The sequence below is a fragment of the Bacillus sp. URHA0034 genome, assembly GCF_056280405.1.
The window spans coordinates 554,017-573,071 of sequence record NZ_JBWCDK010000002.1; the positions used below are offsets into that span (position 1 = coordinate 554,017).

Annotated in this window: 11 protein-coding genes; 4 read left to right on the forward strand and 7 right to left on the reverse strand. The window is 41.2% G+C overall.

Annotated features, from left to right (window positions below; genetic code table 11):
- Positions 1-14 precede the first annotated feature (14 nt).
- Both uca and atzF read left to right on the forward strand, forming a co-directional pair.
- On the forward strand, positions 15-3,674 hold the full coding sequence (gene uca, locus ACZ9EE_RS04990) for an urea carboxylase (protein WP_476025564.1): 3,660 nt from the start codon (positions 15-17) through the stop codon (positions 3,672-3,674).
- Entirely contained in the window at positions 3,634-5,373 is a 1,740-nt protein-coding gene (gene atzF, locus ACZ9EE_RS04995) for an allophanate hydrolase (RefSeq protein ID WP_476025565.1), read from the forward strand. The genes uca and atzF overlap by 41 nt, the downstream gene beginning before the upstream one ends.
- Before the next feature lie 571 nt (positions 5,374-5,944).
- Here atzF and pabB read toward each other — a convergent pair.
- Positions 5,945-7,762, reverse strand: coding sequence for an aminodeoxychorismate synthase component I (pabB, locus tag ACZ9EE_RS05000; RefSeq protein WP_476025566.1), 1,818 nt, complete (start codon positions 7,760-7,762; stop codon positions 5,945-5,947).
- A 75-nt stretch (positions 7,763-7,837) separates the two neighbouring features.
- Here pabB and ACZ9EE_RS05005 point away from each other — a divergent pair, with 75 nt between their 5' ends.
- A complete protein-coding gene (locus ACZ9EE_RS05005; protein WP_476025567.1) occupies positions 7,838-8,305 on the forward strand; it encodes a low molecular weight protein-tyrosine-phosphatase in 468 nt (155 codons plus the stop codon).
- Positions 8,306-8,391: 86 nt separating this feature from the next.
- Complete coding sequence (locus ACZ9EE_RS05010; protein ID WP_476025568.1) at positions 8,392-9,561, forward strand: MFS transporter; 1,170 nt, start codon at positions 8,392-8,394, stop codon at positions 9,559-9,561.
- Between the two features lie 126 nt (positions 9,562-9,687).
- Here ACZ9EE_RS05010 and ACZ9EE_RS05015 read toward each other — a convergent pair whose 3' ends face one another.
- From ACZ9EE_RS05015 to ACZ9EE_RS05040, 6 genes are all read right to left on the reverse strand, one after another.
- A complete protein-coding gene (locus ACZ9EE_RS05015) occupies positions 9,688-11,310 on the reverse strand; it encodes an amidase family protein (protein WP_476025569.1) in 1,623 nt (540 codons plus the stop codon).
- A gap of 236 nt (positions 11,311-11,546) precedes the next feature.
- The gene (locus ACZ9EE_RS05020; RefSeq protein WP_476025570.1) at positions 11,547-12,470 is read right to left on the reverse strand and encodes an AEC family transporter; all 924 of its coding nucleotides are present in this window, start codon (positions 12,468-12,470) and stop codon (positions 11,547-11,549) included.
- 70 nt (positions 12,471-12,540) lie between these two features.
- Positions 12,541-13,833, reverse strand: coding sequence for a CitMHS family transporter (locus ACZ9EE_RS05025; protein WP_476025571.1), 1,293 nt, complete (start codon positions 13,831-13,833; stop codon positions 12,541-12,543).
- A gap of 374 nt (positions 13,834-14,207) precedes the next feature.
- Positions 14,208-14,891, reverse strand: a complete 684-nt coding sequence (locus ACZ9EE_RS05030) for a response regulator (RefSeq protein ID WP_476025572.1) — start codon at positions 14,889-14,891, stop codon at positions 14,208-14,210.
- Positions 14,884-16,392 (reverse strand): ATP-binding protein, encoded by a 1,509-nt coding sequence (locus ACZ9EE_RS05035; protein WP_476025573.1) that lies wholly within the window; start codon positions 16,390-16,392, stop codon positions 14,884-14,886. The genes ACZ9EE_RS05030 and ACZ9EE_RS05035 overlap by 8 nt, the downstream gene beginning before the upstream one ends.
- A 221-nt stretch (positions 16,393-16,613) precedes the next feature.
- Positions 16,614-18,986 (reverse strand): polyprenyl synthetase family protein, encoded by a 2,373-nt coding sequence (locus ACZ9EE_RS05040; protein WP_476025574.1) that lies wholly within the window; start codon positions 18,984-18,986, stop codon positions 16,614-16,616.
- Positions 18,987-19,055: the final 69 nt, after the last annotated feature.

Sequence of the window (19,055 nt, forward strand, 5' to 3'; positions counted from 1 at the left end):
AGGAAGTGCTCATCATGTTTAAAAAGATATTAATTGCCAACCGCGGCGCGATTGCCGTTCGAATTGAAAGAACATTGCGAAAGATGGGCATCCAATCTGTCGCAGTGTACACGAAAGCCGACCAAGACAGCTTGCATGTTGACCATGCCGACCAAGCTATTTTAATTGGGGAAGGTAGCGCTAAGGAAAGTTACTTAAATGCGGACCTCATTTTGAAGGCAGCAATTGAAAATAAAGTAGAGGCTATTCATCCCGGCTATGGATTTCTTAGTGAAAATGCCGATTTCGCCCGGGCTTGCCGTGAAAAAGGAATTACCTTTATAGGACCTACTCCCGAACAAATGGAAGTGTTTGGTTTAAAGCATTCCGCACGTGAAATTGCTGTAAAGGCTAATGTTCCCCTCCTTCCAGGAACATCACTTATTACTGAGTTAAGCACTGCCTTGGCAGAAGCAGAACGGATTGGTTATCCGGTTATGTTAAAAAGTACCGCCGGCGGCGGCGGGATTGGAATGCGTGTATGTCTAGATCAACAATCCCTTCGTGATGCATTCGATTCCGTCTCGAGGCTGGCAGAGGCCAACTTTAATAATGGTGGTGTATTTTTAGAAAAATACATCCAAAAGGCCCGTCATGTTGAGGTTCAGATTTTTGGAAACGAGTTTGGTGAAGTAGCAGCACTCGGCGAACGTGATTGTTCAATTCAACGCCGGAATCAAAAAGTTGTTGAAGAAAGTCCGGCCCCTTGCCTCCCTGCTTCCGTAAGAGATGATATGCTGGCTTCTGCGAAACGATTAGCCGAGGAAGTCGGCTATCGGAGTGCCGGCACGGTCGAATTTTTATATGATCCAGATCAGGAGCGCTTCTACTTCCTCGAAGTGAATACACGTCTTCAAGTGGAGCACGGTGTGACGGAAGAAGTTTTGAAGATTGATTTAGTCGAATGGATGGTCCGTGAAGCAGCCGGTGAATTACGTTCTTTAGATTCACTTTATTCAATACCAAAAGGACACAGTATCCAGGCTCGCATTTATGCTGAAGATTGCTTAAATGATTTCCGGCCGAGCGGCGGACAGCTTGATAATGTTCAATTTTCCGATGCTGCCCGTATTGAAACATGGGTTAGAGATGGTTTGGTAGTCACTCCCCTTTATGATCCTATGCTTGCGAAAATCATTGTCCATGCAAAGACCCGTGAAGAAGCGCTTAATCAATTAAGTTTTGCCCTCGGGCAAACCCGACTTTATGGTGTTACGACGAATCTTCAATATATTCAGGCGCTTTTAGAAGAAGAGGATTGCCGAACAGGTAATGTCCATACACAAATGCTAAAGGAATTTTTCCCGGATGAATCTGCGATTGAGGTCCTTGATGGCGGCATCCAATCAACTGTCCAGGATTGGCCTGGCCGGGTGGGTCACTGGGATGTAGGTGTACCGCCTTGCGGACCTATGGATCCCTTCTCTTTTAGGATAGGAAATAAAATGTTAGGGAATGTCGATCACGCTGCCGGACTTGAATTAACGCTTCGCGGCGGCTCCTACCGTTTCCGTAGTGATATGTCGATTGTACTAACCGGTGCTGATATGAATGCCAAGCTTGATGAGAATGTTGTTCCCATGTATAAGGTTGTTTCTGTAAATCGTGGCCAGGTTCTATCTTTTGGTGAAGCTGTTTCAGGGATGAGAACTTATTTATTAGTAGCAGGCGGACTGGATATGCCGCTGCATCTTGGCAGTGCTTCCACCTTTACGCTTGGTGGATTTGGCGGTCATGGCGGCCGGGCACTCCGAACCGGTGATGTATTACGTGTTAATAAATTTACAACCGTCATTTCAAGTGAGCTTCCTGGCGTAAAACAGCCTATCATAGAACAAAACTGGACAATTGGTGTGATCCCTGGCCCGCATTGTACTGAGGAATTTTTATTACCAGATTATTTAGATCAATTAACAAGCACTAGCTGGGAAGTACATTTTAACAGTTCACGGACAGGTGTCCGCTTAATTGGCCCTGCTCCGCTTTGGGCACGAGAGGATGGCGGTGAAGCTGGTCTCCATCCATCCAATATCCATGATAATGCCTACGCGATTGGAACACTGGATTTAACTGGTGATATGCCGATTTTACTCGGACCTGATGGCCCAAGTTTAGGCGGTTTTGTGTGCCCTGTTACGACTGCTTCCGCTGAATTCTGGAAAATCGGTCAGCTTCATGCCGGTGACCGGATCCAATTCCATTTACTTACTTTAGAAGAAGCAGATAAATTACGTAAACAACAGGAAGAGTTCCTGGAATTGATCGGAAGTACAGAAAATGCCCACTCTGCGGTTTCTTCCTTGCCTAAAGAAATTAGACAGTTTACACCTGATTACCCTATTTTAAAAAGAGCAGTAAAAGGTAACTTTCCAATGTGCATTCGTGCAGCTGGTGATGCGAATATTCTAATTGAATACGGAGATTTAGAGCTTGACCTTCTCCTTCGGTTCCAGGTTCACGCCTTGATGGAAGCCATCAAACAACAAACAGAAATTCCTGTTCTTGATTTGACTCCGGGTATTCGTTCCCTGCAAGTTCATTTTGATTCAAACAAAATGTCGATCCTATCAGTCTGCGAAATGATCGAATCTATTAATGAAAAACTGCCTCGATTAGAGGAAATGGAAGTTCCTTCGCGTATTGTTCGTCTGCCGCTATCATGGGATGATCCGGCAACAAGACTGGCAATTGATCGCTATCAACAAAATGTACGGCCGGATGCTCCATGGTGCCCTAGCAATCTAGAATTTATTCGCCGGGTGAATGGTCTTAATGATATTGAGGATGTGAAGAGAATCGTTTTTGATGCCAACTACCTCGTTCTCGGTCTTGGTGACGTTTATCTAGGGGCTCCTGTTGCCACACCAGTTGATCCCCGTCACCGATTAGTAACAACTAAATACAATCCGGCACGAACTTGGACACCGGAAAATGCCGTTGGAATTGGCGGAGCCTATATGTGCGTTTACGGAATGGAAGGGCCAGGAGGTTATCAATTTGTTGGCCGCACGGTTCAAGTATGGAATCGACTTCGTGAAACAAAGAGCTTTCAAGCTGGCACACCATGGCTGCTTCGCTTCTTTGACCAAATTCAATTTTACCCAGTCAGTGCCGAGGAATTGCTTGTAATGCGTGAGGACTTTTTACGTGGCCGCTTCGAAGTGGATATTACGGAAACATCGTTTAAACTCGGCGACTATTTAACCTTTCTTGATTCTATTAAAGAAAGTACTGACGCTTTCCGCGAAACCCAGCAAGCTGCATTCCGTGCAGAGCGTGAAAGCTGGAGAAAAAACGGCCTCGCCGAATTTGTTTCCGAACATGAAGTGGCAGAGACCATTGAAGAAGTTCTGCCTGAAGGTGCTGAAGGGGTTCGTACCGCCCTGCCAGGAAGCATTTGGAAAGTGCTTTTTGCTCCAGGTGATGAAGTAAAAAAAGGTGACACATTAATAATAGAAGAAAGTATGAAAATGGAGTTTCCACAGCTGGCCCCATGTGACGGGTATGTTCATTCTGTTCATGTCTCGCCTGGAGATGAAGTTCATGCGGGTCAGTTGATTGTTTCTATTACTAAAGAAAAGCGAGGTGCAGCCGATGCAAACCATCAACATACCACAAACGCTGTCCATTCATGATTTGAAGAAAAACTATCAATCTAAAAAACTTACACCTGAGGCTCTTTGCAAGGAAATTGTTAAGCGTGCTGAAGGAGACAAAGAGTTTAATATTTGGATTACTCCTCCTTCTATGGAGCTGATCGAGCCCTATCTTGATGGTTTGAAGCAGATGGACCCAGAGCAAACACCGCTTTGGGGAATCCCTTTTGCGATTAAAGATAATATTGATTTGGCAAATGTTCCTACGACTGCCGGCTGCGCTGAATTTGCCTACACCCCGAATGAACATGCAACAGCAGTGAAACGCTTGATTAAAGCAGGGGCAATTCCCATCGGCAAAGCAAACCTCGACCAATTTGCAACAGGACTTGTAGGTACACGCAGCCCTTATGGAGAAACGAAAAACGCCCTCTCCCCCGACCTAATCAGCGGCGGATCAAGCTCTGGTTCTTCGGTTTCCGTAGCCAGAGGACTTGCTGCTTTTTCCCTGGGTACAGATACCGCGGGTTCGGGCCGTGTACCTGCAGCATTAAATAGGCTTGTTGGCTTTAAACCAAGTCTTGGAGCTTGGCCGGTGAAGGGAGTGGTTCCTGCTTGCGCAAGCCTTGATTGCGTAACCGTCTTTGCTAATAGCCTCGCCGATGCATTACTTGTTGATGAAGTAGTCCGCGGGTTTGAGGAAAATGATCCTTGGTCTCGTGACGTAAAACGCAGCACAAATGCCCTGCCGGAAAAAGTTCTACTATTAAAAGAAGAGCCTGAATTCTTTGGCCCTTTTGCAAACGAGTATCGACAAGCTTGGGAGCAAACTATTGATCGGATTAAGAGTCTTTCTATTCCCATCGAATTTATCGATGGAAGTTATTTTTCTGTGGCGGCTTCGATCCTTTATGATGGACCATGGGTGGCGGAGCGCTGGTCCGATTTAGGATCATTCATTAACTCAAATGAAGGAGCTGTATTTCCAGTAACAGAAAAAGTGCTTCGCAATGGGGCTAATCCGAAATATAATGCGGCTTCCTTATTTAAAGCGATTCACAAACTTCAAGCATACAAACAAAGAGCACATCAAGAACTTAAAAATGCTGTTTTGATTATGCCTACAAGCGGTGGTACCTGGACCCGTGATCAAGTAAGGGAAAATCCAATTGAAACAAACAGTAAAATGGGACTTTATACGAATCATTGTAATTTATTGGACCTGTGTGCGATTGCTGTGCCTTGTGTTGATGCTGCGGAAAATATTCCTTTTGGAATCACGATGTTTTCTAGTCTTGTGAATGAACACTTGATTGCTGGGCTATCGGATTTATTTTTAAATGGTTTAGGTTCCTCAGTTAATAAAATGACTACACTAGTAGCCGTTTGCGGCCTTCATATGAGAGGCTATGCGCTTGAAAAACAAATGAAGGATCATGGAGCGTTATTTGTTCGAACAGCTAAAACTGCTCTTAAATACAAAATGGTTAAATTAGCCTCTCTTCCTCCAAAACCAGGGCTAATCCGTACAAATGGTGCAGGTGCTTCGATTGAAGTGGAGTTATGGGAAATGCCTTTATCAGAGCTTGGATCATTTGCTGCTCTAATCCCTTCCCCTCTAGGACTTGGAAGAGTTGAACTGGGGGATGGGACTGAAGCACTGGGATTTGTATGTGAGGCAGTCGCTGCCAAAGATGCCGAAGATATTTCGTATACTGGTGGCTGGCGCTATTTATGATTAATAAAAAGGCCATGTAGACAGGGCTCTGCATGGCTTTTTTATCTTTTATAGCTGATACTTTGGACGTCTTATACCCTTGATTTTTTAAGCCAGGTTCGGGCAGCTCTAGACAGTAATGATGCTGGGCTGTCCGAAGTTATGCCAGGTTCGGACACCTCAAGCCTGTAATCACGCGGAACTGTCCGAAGTTATGCCAAGTTCGGACAGCTCTAGCCTGTAATCACGCGGAACTGTCCGAAGTCAAGCCAAGTTCGGACAGCGCAAGACCGTAATCACACGGGGCTGTCCGAAGTCTAGCCAAGTTCGGACAGCTCTAGCCCTTAATCACACGGGGCTGTCCGAAGTCTAGCCAAGTTCGGACAGCCCAAGACCGTAATCACACGGGGCTGTCCGAAGTCATGCTAAGTTCGGACAGCTCTAGCCCGTAATCACACGGAGCTGTCCGAAGTCAAGCTAAGTTCGGACAGCGCAAGACCGTAATCACACGGGGCTGTCCGAAGTCTAGCCAAGTTCGGACAGCGCAAGACCGTAATCACGCGAAATTGTCCGAAGTAAATCATAGTTCACTCTAGTCCACTAATTCTACCTCTAACCATTTCCGTACACTGTTAATAAACCAGATCTTTGAGCACTGCCGCAAGTCCGAAATGGTTAAGACCCTCTCATGAATCCTTCCTTCCTTCACTAACATCTCTCGGAAGGTACCGGCCAGCAAGCCACAGTTCACAGGCGGTGTCCATAATTCCCCTTCTATTTCCAAGACAAGGTTCCCGTTTGTAAACTCCGTTAACTCCTCATCTTTATTCCAAAGTAAGACATCAAAAACGTCCTCAGGCTTCGACACTTGGAAATCAGTATAAATTGAACGATTGGTTGTTTTGTGATAGTAAAACGGATTATCCATATCCATTGATTTGCCGGCAAGTATAACCTTTATTGGCGCTTGCATAGTTAAGACAGGTTGTGCATCTAGTTTTACTTCTCTTTCCCTATTTACTAAAAGCCGCACCTTTAACTTACCGTTGCAGTTTTGACAAGCAAATTCATCCAATTCCTTTTTGATTTCATCAATTAGAATAGAAAACCCAAAGTATTTGGCAGATTTTTTTAACCGCTCAAGATGTTCATCTAATAAGAAATACTGTCCGTCATCGAGAAGTAAGCTTTCTAATAGGTCAAACTCAGGTCTATCTTCCTCCAGTAAACTCGCTTTTGCAAGAACTTCTTCATATTCCCCTTCAGAAGTAGAATCCCAAGTAATCCCACCTCCTACCCCATAGGTTGCACGGCCGGATTGCTGATCAATCAAGACTGTTCTAATTGGAACATTAAAAACCGCTTCTTTACTTGGAGATATATAACCGATGGCCCCACAATACACCTCACGCGGCTCCGGTTCCAAGTCTGCAATTATTTTCATCGTGCTGACCTTAGGTGCACCAGTTATCGATGCACAAGGAAAGAGTGCCTTAAAAATATCAACTAGCTCCGTCCTTTCAGCAACCATTGCGGTTATGGTTGAAGTCATTTGATAGACAGTTGGATATGGTTCAATGTCGTATAAGTTTGGAACCTGAACGGTCCCTAATTCCGCGATAACAGATAAATCATTTCGAAGCATATCGACAATCATGACATTTTCAGCTCGGTTTTTTTCGGAAAGGTAGAGCCAACGGGCATTCTCCTCGTCTTCTTCAAAGGACTTCCCGCGTTTAATGGTCCCTTTCATAGGCCGAGTAGTAATTTGGTTACCCTCCCAACGGAAAAATAGTTCGGGTGATGCCGATAAAATACTATGTTCCCCCGTATTGATATACGCGCAATAATCCGAAGTCTGTGCTTTTTTCAACTTCTCAAAAAAGGCATAATCATCCCCTTGAAATTGGCTTTGCATCCGGATGGTATAGTTTGTTTGATAGGTAACCCCTCTCTCAATTCCGTGCTTTATCGCATCGATGGATTGAGTGTATTCTTCTAAACTAACGGATGGCTCCCACTCTGTTAATGTATAAGTTCCTTGACTGCTAATGATATGGGACCCGGGTTCCGTAAATATTCCAAACCATAATAACGGCATTTTACTATCTGAATTTGTAATAAATGCACCATCAAATGCCGCCGCGCTTTCGTATGATAAAAATCCTGCCGCGTAATAGCCATTATTTACTTCATCCTGAACAAGCTGAAAACAAGGTAATACATCCTCTATTGTAAAAGCAGCAATCACTTTTCTGGGCTTGCTAAATACAAGAGGTTCAATTTCACCGTTACTATTAGCAAACTCAAAAACGATCCATGGTTCTCTATGTTTTGTATCCATCATGACGTCCTTTAATAATAATTTTTTTACATTATAAATAGTGACAATAATTAATCTGAAAAGCAACTCTTTTCCTTTTATTTTATCTACTATTATAATAGATTAAAGGACATCGAAAGAATTAAAAAGGAGCTAATGATAATGATTAATGTTTTATTTGTCTGCTTGGGGAACATTTGCCGTTCACCTATGGCAGAAGCTTTATTTCGTGACTTAGTAAAAAAAGAAAATTTATCTGACCAAATAAAGGTCGATTCGGCTGCTACCAGTTCTTGGCACATTGGATCTGCACCCCATAAAGGAACACTTGCCATTTTAAAAAAATATCACATTTCAGCAACGGGCCTAGTCGGAAGACAATTATCAAGGGAGGACTTTGAAAGGTTCGATTATATCGTTGGAATGGATGAAAATAACGTAAAGAACATCTTTGAGATAACCGGGCGGCCTAAGCATCCGAAAATTCTTCGCCTGCTTGATTTAACGGAACACAAAAAGGATGTGCCAGACCCCTATTACACAGGGGATTTTGAAGAAACCTATCAACTCGTTTCAGATGGATGCCTAGCATTATTAGAGAAAATTCATAACGAACATAACTTAACATAATCATTTCATCACTTGGAAGGGATTTTTCCGGATATAAGGTTGGAAATAGGAAAATGATTTGCACAATTTAATTTGAGGTGAACTTCTTGGGGGAAAAATCCGCTCGTATCTATCTATTATTTCTTTGTTTATACGCCGTTTCTTATATGGGCAATGCCGTCTACGGTACATTTATGCCCGTCTACTTAAAAAGTATTGGCTTAAGTCAGACGTCTATTGCTACCCTATTAAGCTTTGGCCCATTGATTGCGATCCTGGCGCAGCCACTTTGGGGAAGTATTGGCGACCAGGCACAAAGTAAAAATCGTGTTCTTCAGGTCCTGTCATTAGGAAGTGCGGTTTCCATATTGTTACTGCCAGTATCCCATCAATACCTTTATTTATTGGTGATTATTTGTATGGTCACCTTTTTTCAAACGTCGATCAATCCCTTAAGTGACGCAATTACGTTAGAACATCTAGCCAGGACAAAATGGAATTTCGGTCCGATCCGATTGGCTGGTACCATCGGCTTTGCAATTATGTCTGTTGCTTTTGGGATCGTCGCAAAAAAGAATATTAATAGTATCTCTATCGTTTATTCTCTAGTCATGCTGCTTACTCTTATCATCTGTACGCAATTGCCCAAAATAAAAGGTCATCAGTCTAGTAAAAACAAGGTTTCTCTCTTAGTTTTATTAAAAAACAGAAAGCTTATGTTGTTTACCTTATTAAATTTTATCGTTCAGATTACCCTTGGGTATTATTACGCTTTTTTTCCAATTTATTTTAATCAATTAGGAGCAGATAATAGTTTGCTTGGCTGGTCGATGCTTTTTTCATCGCTGAGCGAGCTGCCTTTTTTACTTTTTGGCCATAAAATCATCGAGAGATTTGGTATTCCCGTTGTCTTGGTTGCAACTGCCTTTTTCGCTGGACTGCGCTGGCTGTTCTGTTATTTTGTTCACAATCCGTATCTTGTTCTGCCGATACAAATGCTGCATGGATTAATTTTTATCGTATTATCCGTAACCCTTGCGATCTACATCAATCAAGAAGTTCCCAAAGAACTAAAGGCCTCTGGGCAAACAATAAACGGTTTGCTAAGTTTAGGATTAGCTAGAATTATTGGCAGCATGGCAGGCGGGATAGCGAGTGAGTATATCGGGATGCGGGAAGTATTTTTATACAATTCAGTGGCTGCTTTTATTACCTTTTTCGTATTTATCTTTATTTTCTTAAAAGAATCTAAAACCGTGCAAAAGGCAACGGTGTAACAATGCAATTACAACTATAAAGCAAGTGACTCCTCAAATTTATCCAAAAATTCATAAAAAAAGCTGTCCTCAAAAAAGTTGTCCTTCAACTTCTTATGGGCAGCTTCTTTTATTTTGGTCTTTTATTTACTTCAATACTGGGGCACCACGCTTTTTCGAGTGTTGTTCGTACGAGTATGCAAGTTCAATTAAACGGGGTTCACTATAAGCCATGCTCGAGAAAGTTACTCCTACAGGCATTCCAGAGCTTGTGTACCCAGCTGGGACAGTGATGGACGGGTAACCCGCTTTAGCCGGTATCCCTGCCCCGCGATTATTAGCGAACAATAAGGCGTCGAGATTATTTTCCTTCATCACCTTATCAATCCCAAGTTCTCTAGAATATTTGATATCATCCGCTCGTTGCTGCAAATAAGCAGGATCGTCCAAACCTTTCATACTTCGTGAGCGTTCTAAAATCGATTGACCATATTTCATTCTGACTGCCGGATCCTCTTTATTAAAGTTAATAATATCTTCAAGAGTTTTCACTTTTACAGAATCGGGAGTGTGTTTTAAATAGTCATTTAGATTTTGCTTAAATTCGTAATATAGGACATTGGAAGTATAGCTATATCTCGGAATCGTCACTTCTTCAATAATTGCACCTTGGGCTTTCATCACTTCGATTGCTTCTTCAATCAATCTTTTTTGATCTTGACTTTCTTTAGATGTGCCAGTCAGATAACTGTAATCAATGCCAATCCTAGCACCTTTTAAACCGTCAATTTTGAGATGACTGGTATAATCTGTGAGGGCTTTCCCTTCACTTGTTTTTGTAATTGGGTCTGTTGGATCGACACCCGTTAAAGTTCCTAATGTTATCGCTGCATCTGTAACAGTACGGGCCATTGGACCTGCTGTGTCCTGACTCATCGAAAGCGGAATAATTCCTGTCCGGCTAATTAAACCAACAGTCGGCTTAATTCCGACTAGGGAGTTTGCACTTGAAGGACTTAGGATGGATCCTGATGTTTCTGTACCGATTGCGACAACTGCGAAGTTAGAAGCAATACTAGCACCAGAGCCGGAACTGGATCCGCCTACACTTCCTACAGGGAAAGTAGTTGGTCCATAAGGATCTAAGACTTGTCCGCCCATCCCACTGTATCCACTCGGAGCACTACTCGACATAAAGTACGCCCATTCACTCATATTGGTTTTTCCGAGAATAATAGCGCCTGCTTCGCGGAGCTTTTTGGCAACCCATGAATCTTCAACTGCATAATTATCTTTTAATGCAATCGCTCCTGCGGTTGTTGGCATAGGATCTTTAGTTTCAACATTGTCTTTCAATAAAACAGGAATCCCAAATAATGGCCCTTGTTTACCTTTTGCACGCTGCTTGTCCATTTCTGCTGCAATTTTTAATGCATCTGGATTAAGTGTTAGGACTGAATTAATTTTCGGGCCATTTTTGTCATAAGCATTGATCCTGTCTAAATACGTTTGGACCAATTCAACTGAGGTAATCTTATTCGTTTGCAACGCCTTCTGTATCTGGGCAATCGTTGTTTCCTCAATCTGAAAGGTCCCAATTCCTGTTGCTAACCCAGCTTTCGGATTTTTTAACACATTTTCAACAGCGGTAGGATTTTTGGAAATGGCTGTTTCTGCATTTCCATTTGCTAATACTAGAGTTGGGATTGTCATAATCGCACTGCACAATGAAAGTGTAACGAACGTTTTGGTACCTTTTCTAAAATTCATCCGGTATTCCTCCTAAATATGTATAATTTGGTGTCCCTTATATTTAGCTATTCTAAACTATTAAAAAGTTAAAACTACTAACCTGTCAGGAAACCTCACAAATAACCATTCGACAAAATGTGAATCTTTTTGTAAGATGGATCGTTCCCAAGAAACATCTAGTTGAAACCATCCTCTCGCGACGTAAAAAAGCCTTTGGAATAATCATTCCAAAGGTTCTGCCGCAGACATAACTTTTAAAAAAAGATACCTGATAAATACACAGTAGTTGTCACGGTAATCATGCTGACAATAGTAGACATCAAAACTACTTGTGCTGCATATTCAGGATGATTTCCATACTCTAATGCGAATAGAGCACTATTCCTTGAGGTAGGAAAAGAGCTGGCAATAAATAGTGCCTGTGCCGTAGTTCCATCCAAATCTAGTGATAAAATAATAATCATCGCGATGATAGGTGATAGGATGAGACGGCCAAATAAACTTAAAAAAAGCGGCAAGGAAAACCGGCTTATTTTTATATAAGCACTTTGTGCACCAAGCGTAACTAATGCCACAGCTAAAAAAGCATTTGACGTATTATGAATGGGTTTCCAAATAAATGCCGGGATTTTAACATGACAGGAGTGAAGGACTAATCCTAATAAAAATGCATAAATGACAGGATTCTTTAGGAATTCCTTTAATGCTCTAAAGCCCCTTTGATCTACTGAAACGGAATTAAACAACCCGTAAGTATAGGTTAATAGATTCTGAAAAATCATCACCACAATCTGAATCGATGCACCTAAAGGGTTATGTTGAAAGACCAGCTGACTTACTGGCAGCCCAAAGTTCCCGGCATTATTAAGTACGATACTATTTTTAAAAGTAGAGGATAGTCCGTTTTCAAACTTTGCTGCTTTTGATATAACTGCGCTTATTATCATTAAACATGTACATTGAATTAATAAAAAAGCAAGGATATGTACAAGTGTTTCTCCACCCACATTATTTTGATAAATATTTACAAAGCTGACAGAAGGCATAAGAAAATAAGTATTTAATTTCGATAGAGTGTTCATATCAAACTTAAACTTTCGATGTAAAAATACACCTGCTGCTATTAACAGGAAGACAGGTAAAACAACATTTAACAATATTAGAAAAAATACATCCATTAGAATCTCCTGGTTCACAGACAAAATCCAAAAACTCCAATGAAGGAGCCTGTGGATTTTGTCTAGATTATTAGAGTGGTATGATAGATAGGACTAGCGCAACTAAAATCATCACTGCGGTCGAACCGCAAGCCCATTTTAAAAAGGAGCGCTGTAAATCACCGAAATCTTGACCCACCATTCCAACTAATAAATAGGTTGAAGGGACTAACGGACTTAATAAATGGACTGGTAATCCTAATAATGATGCCCGCCCAATCATTGCAGGATCAATACCATAGCCGTTAGCAGCTTTCGCGAGGAGTGGGAGCACCCCGTAGTAAAAGGCATCATTTGACATAAAGAAGGTAAATGGTGCACTGATAATTGCTGTAATCAGGGCAAAATGAGAGCCTAAGTCTGCGGGAATATGCGTAATCATCGAATTAGCCATCGCATCGACCATTTTTGTTCCAGAAAGAATACCTGTAAATATCCCGGCAGCAAAAACCATTGAAACAACTGATAAAGCATTATCGGCATAGTGCATAATCCGTTCTTTTTGTTCATGGATATTTGGATAATTAATCGTAATGGCAATTGCAAATCCAATCATAAATAATACGGTGCTCGGCAGTAGTTCCTCAATTAGTGCCACTAAAAGGACAATGGTAAGCAAGTAGTTTACAACAATTAACTTTGGACGTTTAAGGTATGCATCCTCTGTTGTAGCTGCCATCATTGCAAGAGTACTATAATCGATTTCTAATACACCAATTCGTTGTCGTTCTTTTCTTCCAAGACAAAACGCCATGAACAATACAAACAACACACCGCCTACCATACTCGGAATAACTGGAGTAAAGATATCTCCCATTTCAAGATGAAGTGCGGTCATGGCTCTAGCAGTAGGCCCGCCCCATGGAAGAAGATTCATCACCCCTGAGGAAGAGACGGCAATCCCCGCGAGGATTAATGGTTTCATACCAATCCGTTTATATAATGGAAGCATGGCTGAGATGGTAATCATATATGTAGTGGTGCCGTCACCATCAAGGGAAATCAATAAGGCAAGTACCGCTGTTCCAATCGCTATTTTTACAGGGTCCCCTTTAACTAGCTTTAAGATGGTTGAGATAATCGGATCAAAGACTCCAGCATCAATCATGATACCAAAAAAGAGAATCGCAAACAGAATCATGATTCCTGTAGGTGCAACGCTTTTTATCCCTTCAAGCGCCATTGGCCCCAATTCTTTCCCGAACCCACCTATTAAGGCAAAGACAACAGGCACCACCATTAGTGCGATCATGGCAGATAGACGTTTGGTCATAATTAAAATCATAAAAATAAGTATCATTAAAAAACCTAGAATTGCTAACATCATTCCCACCCCTTTTGTTTGTAAATTTATAATAGTCTAAATTTTAGAGGTTGAAAACGATTACAAAATTAAGTTTTTAAAGTAATTTAAAGTGTATTTTGTACATATTGTTCACAAGTCACCTGCATAGATCTCATAAATAGAAGATGTCCCAAAAGTATAACTTTCAGGGGCATCTTCTTTCTTATACTTTAAACTAGTCTGTTGATTTCCGCTCCAGGCGCAAGCGGTTCGCGGGCGGTCCGGGGAGCCTCCTCGGCGCTTAAGCGCCTGTGGGGCTCCCCTGCCCCGTACCCCCGCAGGAGTCTTCGCGCCTTCCACTTCAATCAACAGAGAGTAAAAAAAATTATTCATCACTTTTTCGGCCAGTCTAACTATATTGGATAATACTTTCTTTCTGGTCTTCCTACGATTCCATAGACCACTTCTGCTTTAGCTTCATTAATCGAGGACAGATACTCTAAATAACGGCGGGCAGTAATCCGCGAGGCACCAATTTCTTTCCCCACTTCTTCAGCGGATAAGCCATGGTTTTTATTCAGCAGAACGTTCTCCACCTTACTGAGGGTAATCTCATCAATCCCTTTTGGTAAGCCATTCCCTTTTCCCACATTTTCCGCTTCTTTTTTACCAAACAAAAGGTCAACATACTGCTGATTTATTTCCTGTTCAGAAGCTAACAGAGAGTATTTTTTTATATATTCTAAAATCACTTCATCAAATCGTTCTCTGTTCACTGGCTTAATTAAAAAATTCTCTACCCCATAGCTTAATGCTTTTTCTAGAAAAAGCTTATCAGTGGCGGCGGTTATCATAATAATCCCTACCCTGGGAAACCGCTCTCTTATGATTGGAAGTAGATCTGAACCAAGCATGTCAGGCATATACACATCTAGAAGCAATAAATCAATGGCTTCCTCTGTCAGCAATTCCAATGTCTCATTCCCATTTAATGCCTTTCCAGCGACCTCAATTTCCTTAAATTTCTGTAAAAATTTTTCATGGATCTCGGCAACTCGAAAATCATCTTCTGCTATCGCTGCTTTTATCTTATGCATGTTCTTTGCTCCTCTCATATTGCTTAGGAAGATACACGGTAAAGACGGTTCCACTGTCCGGGTTACTTTGGACCTCAATCATTCCATTCATTTCGACCACCGCTTCTTCAGCATTGGATAGTCCAAAGCCTCTTGGTTTATCACCGTTTTTTAAAGTAAATCCTCTTTCAAATAATAGAGGAATATCCCCTTCACAGATCCCTTTGCCGTTATCAGAAACTTCAAAGATGATGTCACTGCCAATATCTGTGGCAAAAAATTTAACCATAGGAGAATTACTGTTTGTGACAGCCTCAAAGGCATTATCAAGTAAATTACCAAGGATCACAATCAAATTAGATAGCTTCATATGGGGTGGCAAATAGTCTAAATAACTCTCAGGAAGAATCTCGAACTTTATCTTTTTTTCTGAAGCTTTTCCTAATTTCCCTAATAAGATTGCTTGGATTTTAGAATCTTTAATCTGGTTAAATAAAATCGTATTTTGAACTTGTAAGACCTGAGTCTCCGCTTGTATCATCGCAATCGCCTGTTCAAATTCACCGAGTTGAAGCAAGCCTGATAACACATACAACTTGTTCGTATATTCGTGTGTTTGGGCACGTAGATCCTCCGAATAACTCTTTACCTCTGATATCGTGTTGACCATCTGCTCAATTTCTGTTTTATCACGAAAAGAAGCCACTACCCCGCTGATCCCATTTTCGTCAAAGAGTGGCGTGCAATTGACAATGACCGTTTTATCTTTCCAAATTAATTCCTTATCAACGATCGGACTTCCTGTATTTAACACTTCATATAAATAGCCTGAAGGAAAGAGACCCTCGACTTTTATATGGCGGACAGATCCTTTAATATGCAATAGTTTTTTAGCAGGCTGGTTCATCATAGTAATGAATCCGTCTTTATTAACGGCTAAGATTCCTTCTTTCACACCATGAAGGACGGCGTTCTTTTCCTTATATAATGCTGCAATTTCATACGGTTCTAGTCCGAGCGTATCTTTACGAATATCCCTTCCTAGCAGCATACTTCCGAAAAATGAAATGATTAGAGCCACAATAGAAACTAAGAGTACTTTTATGATATTTTTGGTGATTTGCTGGTTAACATCTACTAATAGAAATCCCACTGATACGACCCCTATCACTTCTCCGTTTTTGTTTAGGATCGGTGATTTTCCTCTAATCGAAGGACCTAGAGAACCGTTTGCTTTGGAAACATAGTACTCCCCTTTTTTAATCGCCTTATCATTGTCCCCACCCTTCATTTTTTTTCCGATCATCGATTTTAATGGATGTGAGTACCTTGTTCCGTCCACGTTTCCTACTACCACAAATTCAGCACCCGTTTCTTTTCGGATTTTTTCTGCTAAGGGCTGAATGGTTTTTGATGGATTACTAGATTCGAAGCTCTTAATAATCGTAGGCATAAATGAGACTGTTTTTGAAATTTCGAGTGCCAATTTCCCCTTGTTTTCCTCTATTTGCTTACTTTCCATATAGCTATAAAATGCACTCATCAGCAGGATTAACACTAATCCCAGTAATAGGGCCAGCCCAAAGATTTTTGTCTGCAGTGATATATTTTTAGTTTTCAGGCATCATACCCCCTTGATTACTTCGGCAATAGAAACATGGTTTTATTATAACTTTTGTTGATATAAATTTCTTATTAAAAACGAAAAAAAACTATCATTTTGATAGTTTCTGATCGGACAATTTAATGATCGCGATTTACCATATAATTTAATAAATGCTTTAAGAAAGTGATATTACGAGGGACTTCTTGAAGTGCCTCAATGGCTAGACAGTAATGCTCCCACATCTCTTTTCTTGCCTGTTCTGGACCTAAGATTGATACAAATGTGGAGTTGTTATTTTCTTTATCTATTCCAATTAGTTTGCCAAGTTTACTTTGATCCCCTTCCACATCCAACAGGTCATCCTTGATTTGAAAAGCAATACCAGCATGGCGGGCAAATTTTTTCAATGCCTCCATTTCGGATTCCTTCGCTTGTGCAAGGATGGCAGGCATAATGATGGAAGCTTCGAAAGCAATTCCAGTTTTATAAAAACTCATGATTGTTAATTGTTCCAGTGTTAACGGCTTTCCTTTTGAGGCTAAATCCATTGCTTGCCCCTTACACATATTCTCTGTCATCCGGGCAGAGTACTGGATCATTTTCAATACTGTTTTCGCATCAAATTCATGGAGTGATGCTTGCTCCTCAATCGCTTTCTGGGTTAGAAACAAGCCAGCTAATTCCGCAATGGCTGCGTTATACACCCTATGCAGGGTCGGACGCCCCCTGCGGATGGAGGCATTATCCTGTGACGGAAGATCATCAAATATCAGGGATGCCGTATGCATATATTCCAAGGATTTTAAAAGAGGCATAATGGCCGTTGGATTTAATCCAAACCCCTTCACTGCCAATTCCCAGGCGATAATCGGCCTTAATCTCTTACCATCCCCAAAAAGAGAATAATTGGAAGCTTCCATGATAAGGTCATCCTTCAGGGCAGCTTGTTCTCCCTGGGAGATTTTTAGACTATGATTAATTTGAACCCGTGCTATATCGATTTCTTTTAAAAAGTCATCTTGTTCCTGCCGTTCCTTTTTTAAAATCGTAATAATATGGTCGCGAAGCAGTTTATCGAAGAAATCCACATCGTCTGCTTTATCAACCATTTTTTGGATCAGTCGATTAAAAAGTGGGTTCCCTGCTGCAAAAAGCTCCATTACTTCATTATATTTTGTTGTTCCCATTCGTTCTTTGAACCGTTTCAGACCATTGATGGCACGGTCAAGAATAACCTCACAGGTTTTTATATCGGATTGGTATACTTGATGAATCAAATTGGCGATAACCGCCCAGTATAATTCAAAGGGATTGATCAGATCCGGCCGCTTATCATGATAGGTTAAATAGTACGTATAGGGAGTAACAGCACCCTCCTTCCTATCATCAAACATGTCAGCAAAATCATCCGCGAGCTGATTGTAAATTCCATAATAGAAGGTCCGGTTATCAAAGCCTTCATCTTCAGGGGCACTAAGTACGGAGCGGACAATTAGCCTCGACGAAGCGGATTTTAAGATAACCGGTATATAAATCTCTTCATTGGTGTAATTGGCGTTTGACAGATCTTTTTTGCGGTCTATTTCCTGTGAGTTAAAAAATACGTAGGACTGATCAAAAAAGGACTTTAATGTTTCAGCCTGCTGATTATCCTTAATGTATTCATAGGCCTCACGGAGCTCAGAATGAATATAGTGAATGAGTGAACTGTTCTTTCCAACCCACTCCCCCAACTCCGGGACAGTCCCTGTTATAAGTGACGTCCGAATTAACTGGGTGTAATGGTTTTTCTCCACATCTGATAAAACATGGGAATCGAGCAGATCATCAATGAAGGGATAGGTCAGACCATAGCAGTAACCAAGCCTAATGGCTTTTTCTAATCTCTTTCTTCGTTCAAGAGGCGAAATACCGTCTTCCATCTCTACAACCACGTGCATCATCACACCTGCAATAATTTTGATAAGTTTTCGCTGGGCATGCTCTGCATTCATCCCATCTGGTATATTTTGGGACACTGTTTTTAATTTATCCAAGACCCAGATCATCGTGGATTCAATTCCTTCCCTCTGAGCCCATCGATATAACCCGCCCATACTAAACGATTCGTGATCCTCTTTTCCACCCTTGGTCAGGCTATTTTTTAACTGAGCAACGACCTGACGAATTTTTATCTGGGTGTCAGGAGCATCCAACGCTTTGCCCAGATCACGCATAAATAGGTAGGATATGCTGCGATCCAAATAGTTATCCAGTTTGCCTGTATAATCAAGCCAACGGATATAATTGGAATATCCTTGGGAATTCGTTTTATTCTTTCTTTTCGAAAAAAAGGAGAATAGTGGATGGTGATGAATATGGTTTTGTTTCCATACATTTATATCTTTTGTTAAAGCAGGGACATAAGACTTTTCGATGACTTGGAGATAAAGTGATTGAAAATACTGTACAGCCTTGTGCTCAGCTAATTGATAGGATTTATCCGCATTTATTATTAATTTTTCATTCATCAATATTTATCCCCTGCCCAAAGTTCTCTAGTTCTACCTGCCAAACCGTTTTTATTAAACAATAACTAG

Excerpts from the sequence above, each read along its gene's own strand:
- uca (WP_476025564.1), top strand. The coding sequence starts at position 15 with ATGTTTAAAAAGATATTAATTGCCAACCGCGGCGCGATTGCCGTTCGA.
- atzF (WP_476025565.1), top strand. The coding sequence starts at position 3,634 with ATGCAAACCATCAACATACCACAAACGCTGTCCATTCATGATTTGAAG.
- ACZ9EE_RS05005 (WP_476025567.1), top strand. The coding sequence starts at position 7,838 with ATGATTAATGTTTTATTTGTCTGCTTGGGGAACATTTGCCGTTCACCT.
- ACZ9EE_RS05015 (WP_476025569.1), bottom strand. The coding sequence starts at position 11,310 with ATGAATTTTAGAAAAGGTACCAAAACGTTCGTTACACTTTCATTGTGC.
- ACZ9EE_RS05020 (WP_476025570.1), bottom strand. The coding sequence starts at position 12,470 with ATGGATGTATTTTTTCTAATATTGTTAAATGTTGTTTTACCTGTCTTC.
- ACZ9EE_RS05025 (WP_476025571.1), bottom strand. The coding sequence starts at position 13,833 with ATGTTAGCAATTCTAGGTTTTTTAATGATACTTATTTTTATGATTTTA.
- ACZ9EE_RS05030 (WP_476025572.1), bottom strand. The coding sequence starts at position 14,891 with ATGCATAAGATAAAAGCAGCGATAGCAGAAGATGATTTTCGAGTTGCC.
- ACZ9EE_RS05035 (WP_476025573.1), bottom strand. The coding sequence starts at position 16,392 with ATGGAAAGTAAGCAAATAGAGGAAAACAAGGGGAAATTGGCACTCGAA.
- ACZ9EE_RS05040 (WP_476025574.1), bottom strand. The coding sequence starts at position 18,986 with ATGAATGAAAAATTAATAATAAATGCGGATAAATCCTATCAATTAGCT.